Below are 7,546 nucleotides of genomic sequence, written 5' to 3' on the forward strand. Positions count from 1 at the left end.
GCCGGGACTGCCGTTGGGGGTGTGGACGTTGCCCTCGCTCTGCGTGGTCAGGTTCGGCGGCATGTGCGGCATGTGGTCGCAATGCTGCTTGTGCTCGTGGAAATGCTTGTGCTGGTCGTTCTTGAGCAGAGACGGAATCAGCAGCATCGGCGAGAAGAGCAACGCCGGGTTGTTCGAGATGTCGTTGGCGACGTTATTGAAGCCCATTTTGAAGTCCTGTTTCAGTGGTTGACGAAGAGTTGGTCCAGCGCGAGACGAGCGCCCTTTGAATCATTTCGTGCGGTCTTCACCCGACCCGCACAATCGGTTCGTAGTCGTCTTTGGGGGGCGGCGGCGAGGCGCTAGTCGGCGGGTTGGCCTGCCAGTATTCGAGTTCCCTGGCGAGGTCGTCTTTACTGCCGACGATATCCCTGCCGTCCTGGGTCTTCCAGGTGTAGTTGCCGCCCACGTTGGCCGTGTACTTGAACTTGCCGTCGCCGATATTGACCTCGTGTATGTTGATGCCGAACTGGTCGTACTCGTTGATCTTGATGGGCTCGGCTTTGGGCTTGGGCGCCGTTTCCGGTGTCTTGTTCTCCGTGCTGGGCGGGTTGTTCTTCCAGTATTCCTTCTCGGCATCGAGCTGTTCCTTGCCGCCGGTGATTTCGTCGCCGCTCTGGTTCTTCCAGGTGTAATCGCCCTTCTCGTTGACCGTGTACTGGAAGCCGTTCTCGCCGTCGTACTTGTTGTTTCCGTTCGGGTCGTACGTGTAGGGGTCGTGCGGCGTGGTCTTCGGATTGTTCGTCCAGTAGTCGATTTCCTTGTCGAGCTCACCCTTCGAGCCGGTCGTGGTCTCGCCGCTCGGGTCGGTCCAGGTGTAGTCGCCCTTGTCGTTGGCGGTGTACTTGAGCTTGTCGCTTCCGATGCTGACGTCGTAGGTGTTGTTGCCGCCCGCTTGGTAGTCCTGGATATAGGTGTTCTTGATGGGGTCGGAGGATTCGGGCGCCTTGACCGTGCTTGGCGGGTTGTTCTTCCAGTAGTCCTTCTCGATCTCGAGCTCTTCCTTGCAGCCGGTGATGTCCCTGCCGTCCTGGGTCTTCCAGCTGTAGTCGCCCTTCTCGTTGACCGTGTACTCGAAGCCGTTGTCGCCCTTGTGCGTGTTGTTGCCGCTGGCGTCGTACTTGTAGGGATCGGCTTCGGGCGTCTTGGTTTCTTCCGGCGTCTTGGTTTCCGGCGTCTTGTTCACCGGGTTGTTCTTCCAGTAGTCGATTTCCTCGTTGAGCTTCGACCGGTCGCCGGTGATCCACCTTCCGTCCTGGGTCTTGAAGTTGTAGTCACCCTCGGCGTTGCACTTGTACTCCACGCCCGAAGCGTCGGTGAAGGTGTTGGTGCGGCCGTTGTTGCTGTATTCGAACTTGCCTTCACCGCTGTAGTACTTGACTTCTTCCTCGAGCTTGGCCTTGTCGACGTTGTAGTCGGACCTGCCGCCCGGATCGGTCATGTCGTACGAGCCGTCTTTCTTGACCGTCCACGTCACGCCGGAATCCGGATCGGTGTGCCGGTTGTTGCCCTTCGGATCGTAGGTATACGGATCCGTCCGCCGGTTGGTGTTGTTGGTGGTGGGCGTGTTGTCCTTGTTGTCGGTTTTGCAGACCGGCTTGTTCTTGTTGTTGTCGTTCGAGTACGGCGGGGTGTTGTAGTTGTTGGGCGGGGTGTTGTAGCTGTTGGGCGGGGTGCCGTTCTTGTTCGGCGTGTTGTTGGTGTTGTTCGGCGGCGTGTTGTAGTTGCTGGGCGGAGTGCTGTAGTTGCTCGGCGGAGTGCTGTAGTTGTTCGGCGAGCTGCTCGGGCCGCCGCTGCCCACATCGTTGAGGTTCTGGTTGTACCCCTCGAACATCTTGCTCAGCTGGGTGAAGAAGTCGCCCAGGTCGCCGATACCGCCGCTGCTGTTCGGCCCGCTGGTGCTGCTGGGGCCGCCGGTGGGGCTGCCGCCGCCGTACGGGCTGCCGCCGCCGTACGGGCTGCCGCCCCCATATGGGCTGCCGCCGCCGAAGGGGCTGCCGCCACCCATGTCGTTCATCTGCTGCATCAGCGGCATCAGCGACTGCATCAGCTGCATGACCATCTGCATCAGACCCTGGATCTGCTGCGCGGGGTTGCCGGACCCGCCGAGGCCACTGGGGCCGCCGAATGGCGTGCTGCCGCCCGGGCCGCCCAACTGCTGCGGGTCGGTGCCGTTGCCGAAGTAGCTGTTGGCGCCGGTGCCCAGGTTGCCGTTGATCATGTCGCGCAGGTTCTGGAACGCTCCAGTGCTCTGCGGGTTGTTGCCGCCGGTGCCCATGCTGTTTTGCAGCAGGTCCAGCATCAGGTTCTGCATCAGCTTCTGGATCTGCTGCACGCCATTGACGTTCGAGATCGGGTTCATCACTGCCTTTGGTGCTTCGTGTCTTGAAAGGCGTCAGGCCAGTGACTTGATGGCTTCGCCGAGGGCTTTGAACATCTTGGCCAGCGCCTCGTTCATCTTGATCATCATCTGGATCATGCCCATCTCGGTCTGGAACTTCATCTGCGTTGCAGCGGTCTGCTGCATCTGCATCATCTGTGCCGCTGACGTCTGATCAGCCTGGTTGGCCGCACCCTGGCCCATGGCGACGCCCTGCTGGAGAAATTGGCCTGTACCGACGGTGTTCATTTCAATTCCTCTGTGGATGGTTAGAACGTCTTCAGATAACCGACGAACTGCATGGCCGCCATGCGGGCATCGTGGTCGGTGCTGGATGCGATGATGCTTTTGAAGATCGGCACCCACCCCAGGTCGTTGCCCATCATCATCGACACGCCGAGAATGACCTTGGCGCCGTCGTCATCGGGGTGGGTTTCGAGGTGCTTGTTGATCGTGTCGATCGCGTACTGGCAATCGCCGCCCAAGGACTGCGCCAGCGAGCGCTGGATGCGGAACTGCAAAGGGTCGCGCAGCATGCGCTCGACAGCGTCGCAGGCCGCCGCGGCATCCTCCCGCTGCTTGTAGACGCAACCGAGCAGTCCGATGACTGAAACGGACCGGACGAGGGGGTGCTCGTCGGCGCCCGGTGGCTTGGATGCCTCGGACATTCCCAGGGCGCTCGTCTGCCCGTAGGAGTAGGCGAGCTCGACGGTCGCTTCGGATGGGTTCATGTCGATTCTCCGTGTGGCGCAGCTGGCAAACAGCAGCTGGTTGGCCTCGTCACGCCGGCAGGGACGCCGAATGCAGCGTTTCCCACACGTGGCGGATGATGCGCTGGGAAGCCCGGAAGCCCTCGATCAGCTGCGTCACGAGGCGGCGCTCGTTCTCGGCGATCGGCTGCGACAGCATCTTCTCGCTGTTCTTGCTGACCTCTTCGAAGTAGCTGATCATGGCGCGCGCACGCTCGCCGATCGTGTCTTCGGACAATGTCTTCTCGATCTGGGCGATGTCGCCGAAGATCGTGTTGTCGATGGTGTTGTCCATGTGAGTCTCCTTGGGAATGCGAAGGCAAATACCGTTGTCCGAGAGTAATTGCGCGCCCCGCATGCAGACCGGTCAGGATGCGAAGCAGCTTGATGGTGTGCGAACCAAGGTGCAGCGGAAATCAAGTGCGGTGCGTCAGTTCGGGACTTCGCCCGAGCCCATCCCGGTGGATCAGGTGAACCTGCGCTGCAACTCGATCGCATCGATCGGTTCCTGCCCCAGTTCGGAGCTCGGCCGCAGCATGAGGATCTGGTCCTGCTTGGCCAGCCCATAGCTCACCCGCTTCAAAGCCTCATGGTCGCCTTTTTCCGGCATCGCGGCATGCATCACGGCGATCACGTGGAAGTTGCGGGACAGCTTTTCGTGCAGATAGGGCAGGTGGACTCTGCCCGTGGAAACGACCGTGACGCTTGCTTCCCGGGCTTCTCGCGCAATGTTTTCAACCATCGCCGCTTCCCGCGCGTCCTGGCTGCTGGCCGACGCGTGCAGCGTATCCATGCCCTCGATGTCGAAGCCCTTTTCCAAGGCGTAAGTGCAATTCGTGAGGGCACGGGCGAGGGACGGATGCACGGGCATGTCCGTCGTCGTAAAGCCGGTGCCGGCCGCCTCTGCGGCCTGGAATGCAGCGCGGCGCTCCTCAGCCTCGTCTCGCTGGAAGCGAGCGACCCGCCGCGGAGTCAATTCGGCAAGGTACTTTTTTTGGGAGTGGGGTTCCAACAGGTGCAGCGTTGACATTGCCCCGGTGACGGCCAGGTCTTCGTCGTGCATTTCGGCCAGCGCGATGATGACTGGTTTGTCGGCAGGTGCAGACGCCATCTCTTTGCGAATATGCTGGCGGATCAGATTGGACGCCTCGACGTGGGTGCCGACTTCCGGCAGGCGATCCAGCGCAGATTGAAGCGACTTGACGGTGAGGTATTTGTCATAGGGTGTGGCCACCTTCACTTCCACCAGCGGCTTGTTGCGCTTCATCTCGCGCAGCGAAAGCAGGTAAGGATTGCCCCGGTACTTCTGATAGAAAACTTCCTTGTCGGTGGGGTTCTGCATCCGGTCTGCCTCGGAACGGTGGCAGCGAACGATCAATCCGCCCGGGATCCTGAGTGGCATGTGCTGTCCCTGTGGTCAAGTTTGAGAGGAGGGTGTTCCGCAACCATCGTCGGCCTACTCCTCGTCATGCTCCAGCTCGTCGTACCCGTCTTCGCCGTGCTCCGTGGCGCCGTCGCCGCCGTCCTCGTGGTCTGGATCGCGGTGCTCTTCTTCGCCGTACTCGTCGTCGTGGTCCTCGTGACCCTCGTCGGCGTCCTGCGCAGAGTCCGTGTGCTCTTCAGCCTGCTGCTGCTGCAAGTGCTCGAGCTCTTCGGAAACGTGTCGGCCGCTCTCGTTCACCTGCGGCTCGGCGTCGGAGGAGGCCACGGCGGCGCGCACCGCGCGGGCCATTGCCGTGCGCAGCCCGTCGAGCTGCGTCTCCAGGCTGGCGTCGAGCATGCCCAGTTCCGACTCGAAGATGCAGCTGCCGGCCTTCAGCGTCGGGTCCGCCACCACGTTCACCTGCAGGCCGGCGTCGTGCGTGTCGCCCAGCAAGGCGAGCGTCTCGCTGGCCTGGTCGAAGTCGACCGGGCTGACGCGCAATGTGAGCGTCGTGGCGCCTTTGGTGAGCGAGCGCACGTTCTTCAGCGCGCGCTGGTAGAGCGCGGCGCGCGATTCGGTATTGACGATGCGCTCGACCGCGCTGGTGACGATCTCGGCCAGCTTGCCGTGCAGTGTGCCGAGCGACTGCGAACGCTCGATCGCGTCTCTCGCCTGCTTGTCATGCCACTCCATCACGGACTTGCGCATGCCCTCGCGGTAGCCGCGCGCGCGCTCGGCCTCGATCTCCTGCTGCGCCTCGCGGCGCAAGCGCTGCACTTTGGCCTCGGCTTGCTCGAGGACCTCGCGCGCCTGCTCTTGCGCCTGCTGCAGCATCGTTTCGGCACGGCGCGTGAGCTCGGCCTGCGCATCCTGCGCCGCCATCGCCATTTCCAGCTCGCCGGCCTTCAGGATGCCGTGGGGCGCGGCCAGGCCGCGGCCGTGGCCTTCGGCGTGCACGAAAATCAGCATGACCACTCCAGTGAGAGATCGTTCATGATGCCCACCGCCGGCGCGGCGCGCAGGTCGGCCGGCGGCAACTGCGCACGGCGCACGTCGAGCAGGTCGGGCGGCAGCGACAGCCGCACGATGCGGCGCAGCGCCTGGTCGCCTTGCGCGAGCAAGCCTGCCCAGTCGTAGTAGCCCTGGCAGCTCCAGTGCATCGGGGTCCAGCGCATGGTGTGCTCGGGCGGCGCGCGGCCGTTCTGGCCGACCGACACCAGCGCATCGAATGCGTCGCCCAGCATGCTTCGCAGCCCCGCACGGGTGCGACCGTCGACGCAGCAGCGCAACACGCCCGGCCGGCGCGCGAGCGCCAGCATGCACAGCTGGCGCAGCAGCGTCTCGCGCGGCAGCAGCGCCACGCGCGCATCCCGGTCACTCAGCCGGTCCAGCGGGGGCAGCGGCGCCACGTGCTGCTCGAACAGCCGTGCCGCGACACGTCTCCTGGCGGGCCCCGTCGGCAGCTGTGCCAGCCAGGCCGCCCACGGCGCACGTGCGGGGTCATGCAAGTGCTGCGGCAGCTGCTCCAGCTTGCACTCGAGGCCGCGCGCCCAGGCGGCCAGCGCGGCCGGGTCGTGTTCCATGCGAAGCGCCTCTCATTCGACCACCGGATCGGCCGCGGCGGCGGCCGGCTGCAGCGGCCTTGGCAGGAAGCGCGCGAGCTTCGCCGGCACCCAGTTCGGCCGCAGCAGCACCACCGTGAGGGCGCTTGCCAGCAGAAGGAAGGGCAGTTGGGCCGGCATGAGCCACCAGCCCGAGATGCCGCGCGGCGGCGGTGCCTGCACCGATGCGTTCGCGTTGCCGCCGGGCACCAGCGTGACCGTGACGTTGTCGTAGGTGAGGCCTTCGACGCTGCGCGACACCAGGTTCTTGATGTTCGGCGTCAGCGAATTGACGGTGGCATCCCAGCGGTACTTGACGAACACCGATGCGCTGGAGGGCTTGACCACGGTGGCCATCGGATCGTTGTTCGGCAGCACGATGTGCACCTTGGAGGCCACCACGCCGTCGATCTTGGACAACGTGTCCTGGAGCTCCTGCGCCACGCCGTGGATGAAGCGCACGCGCTCCTCGGTGGGGGTGGAGATCAGGCCTTCCTTCTTGAACATGTCGCCCAGCGATACGTTCTTGACCGAAGGCAGTCCATTGGCGCGCAGCACGTTGAGCGCACGCACCGTGTCTTCCTCGTCGACGCTCACGCTCCAGGTCTTGCCCGAGTCCGGGGTCAGCTTCTCGGCGCGAATGCCGCTGGTCAGCAGCAAGGCCACCATTTCGTTGGCGTCGGCCTCGGTCTGCTTGGTGTAGATGTCCGTCTTGCAGGCGGTCAGCAGCACCAGCGCGCACGCCAGGGCCGGCGCCGCTGCGCGGCGGAGCAGTTTGTGCATGTTCATGAGTGCACCCCTTGGCGCTGCGCGCGTGCTCATCACTGGTTCTTCATCAAGGTTTGCAGGCCGGTCTTGCCGCTCTGCGCGATGTACACGCCTGCATTGAATTGCACCTGCACCATCGACATCTGGTAGCTCATCTCGATGTGGCGCGCCGCCAGTTCCTGCGCGTCCATCATGGGCGCCTCCTTGGTCAGTGCGCGCACCTGGTCGAAGGTGCCCTGCAGCGTCTTCTCCTGCTGGCCGATGAACTTCGTCACGGCGGATTCGCTGTTGTGCAGGTTCTGTGCCGAGTAGGCCGACGGATCGGGATCCTTGGCCATCAGGCGGTTGAATGACTCGGACAAGCTGGTCAGATTGCTCGACGGCGTGGTCGGGGTGCCGACGCCCGTGGCGCTGGCAGCCGGAGCGATAGCTGAAACGGCTTCGATCATGATGTGGCCTCCTTAGGCGCGCAGGTAATTGCGGTGATCGACCATCGACGCCGTTTCGAGCGGCGAGCGTTCGGTCGGGGTGGTCTCGGTCGGCGGGGCGTGAATCTCGTCGGGATGCAGCAGCAGACGCACCAGGC

Annotated in this window: 10 protein-coding genes; all 10 read right to left on the minus strand. The window is 63.7% G+C overall.

Annotated features, from left to right (window positions below):
* Positions 1 to 207, minus strand: a 207-nt coding sequence (locus HLB44_RS36355) for a hypothetical protein (RefSeq protein WP_173135671.1), incomplete at its 3' end; no start/stop codon positions are given.
* 79 nt (positions 208 to 286) lie between these two features.
* The gene (locus HLB44_RS36360; RefSeq protein ID WP_173135673.1) at positions 287 to 2,401 is read right to left on the minus strand and encodes a hypothetical protein; all 2,115 of its coding nucleotides are present in this window, start codon (positions 2,399 to 2,401) and stop codon (positions 287 to 289) included.
* A 33-nt stretch (positions 2,402 to 2,434) separates the two neighbouring features.
* A complete protein-coding gene (locus HLB44_RS36365; protein WP_173135675.1) occupies positions 2,435 to 2,668 on the minus strand; it encodes a hypothetical protein in 234 nt (77 codons plus the stop codon).
* Between the two features lie 20 nt (positions 2,669 to 2,688).
* Positions 2,689 to 3,150, minus strand: a complete 462-nt coding sequence (locus tag HLB44_RS36370) for a hypothetical protein (RefSeq protein WP_173135677.1) — start codon at positions 3,148 to 3,150, stop codon at positions 2,689 to 2,691.
* 49 nt (positions 3,151 to 3,199) lie between these two features.
* Complete coding sequence (locus tag HLB44_RS36375; protein ID WP_173135681.1) at positions 3,200 to 3,463, minus strand: hypothetical protein; 264 nt, start codon at positions 3,461 to 3,463, stop codon at positions 3,200 to 3,202.
* Positions 3,464 to 3,634: 171 nt separating this feature from the next.
* Complete coding sequence (locus HLB44_RS36380; protein WP_173135684.1) at positions 3,635 to 4,510, minus strand: hypothetical protein; 876 nt, start codon at positions 4,508 to 4,510, stop codon at positions 3,635 to 3,637.
* 114 nt (positions 4,511 to 4,624) lie between these two features.
* On the minus strand, positions 4,625 to 5,560 hold the full coding sequence (sctL, locus tag HLB44_RS36385; RefSeq protein ID WP_173135687.1) for a type III secretion system stator protein SctL: 936 nt from the start codon (positions 5,558 to 5,560) through the stop codon (positions 4,625 to 4,627).
* Positions 5,554 to 6,174: a type III secretion protein HrpB4 gene (locus HLB44_RS36390; protein WP_173135690.1), complete on the minus strand. Its 621-nt coding sequence runs from the start codon at positions 6,172 to 6,174 to the stop codon at positions 5,554 to 5,556. Before HLB44_RS36390 ends, sctL begins: the two co-directional genes overlap by 7 nt.
* A gap of 12 nt (positions 6,175 to 6,186) precedes the next feature.
* Entirely contained in the window at positions 6,187 to 6,981 is a 795-nt protein-coding gene (gene sctJ / locus HLB44_RS36395; protein ID WP_173135693.1) for a type III secretion system inner membrane ring lipoprotein SctJ, read from the minus strand.
* Positions 6,982 to 7,013: 32 nt separating this feature from the next.
* Positions 7,014 to 7,409: a hypothetical protein gene (locus HLB44_RS36400; RefSeq protein ID WP_173135696.1), complete on the minus strand. Its 396-nt coding sequence runs from the start codon at positions 7,407 to 7,409 to the stop codon at positions 7,014 to 7,016.
* Positions 7,410 to 7,546 lie beyond the last annotated feature (137 nt).

This window comes from Pseudaquabacterium terrae, from assembly GCF_013266755.1.
GTDB lineage: Bacteria > Pseudomonadota > Gammaproteobacteria > Burkholderiales > Burkholderiaceae_C > Pseudaquabacterium > Pseudaquabacterium terrae.

Excerpts from the sequence above, each read along its gene's own strand:
- HLB44_RS36360 (WP_173135673.1), bottom strand. The coding sequence starts at position 2,401 with ATGAACCCGATCTCGAACGTCAATGGCGTGCAGCAGATCCAGAAGCTG.
- HLB44_RS36365 (WP_173135675.1), bottom strand. The coding sequence starts at position 2,668 with ATGAACACCGTCGGTACAGGCCAATTTCTCCAGCAGGGCGTCGCCATG.
- HLB44_RS36370 (WP_173135677.1), bottom strand. The coding sequence starts at position 3,150 with ATGAACCCATCCGAAGCGACCGTCGAGCTCGCCTACTCCTACGGGCAG.
- HLB44_RS36375 (WP_173135681.1), bottom strand. The coding sequence starts at position 3,463 with ATGGACAACACCATCGACAACACGATCTTCGGCGACATCGCCCAGATC.
- HLB44_RS36380 (WP_173135684.1), bottom strand. The coding sequence starts at position 4,510 with ATGCAGAACCCCACCGACAAGGAAGTTTTCTATCAGAAGTACCGGGGC.
- sctL (WP_173135687.1), bottom strand. The coding sequence starts at position 5,560 with ATGCTGATTTTCGTGCACGCCGAAGGCCACGGCCGCGGCCTGGCCGCG.
- HLB44_RS36390 (WP_173135690.1), bottom strand. The coding sequence starts at position 6,174 with ATGGAACACGACCCGGCCGCGCTGGCCGCCTGGGCGCGCGGCCTCGAG.
- sctJ (WP_173135693.1), bottom strand. The coding sequence starts at position 6,981 with ATGAACATGCACAAACTGCTCCGCCGCGCAGCGGCGCCGGCCCTGGCG.
- HLB44_RS36400 (WP_173135696.1), bottom strand. The coding sequence starts at position 7,409 with ATGATCGAAGCCGTTTCAGCTATCGCTCCGGCTGCCAGCGCCACGGGC.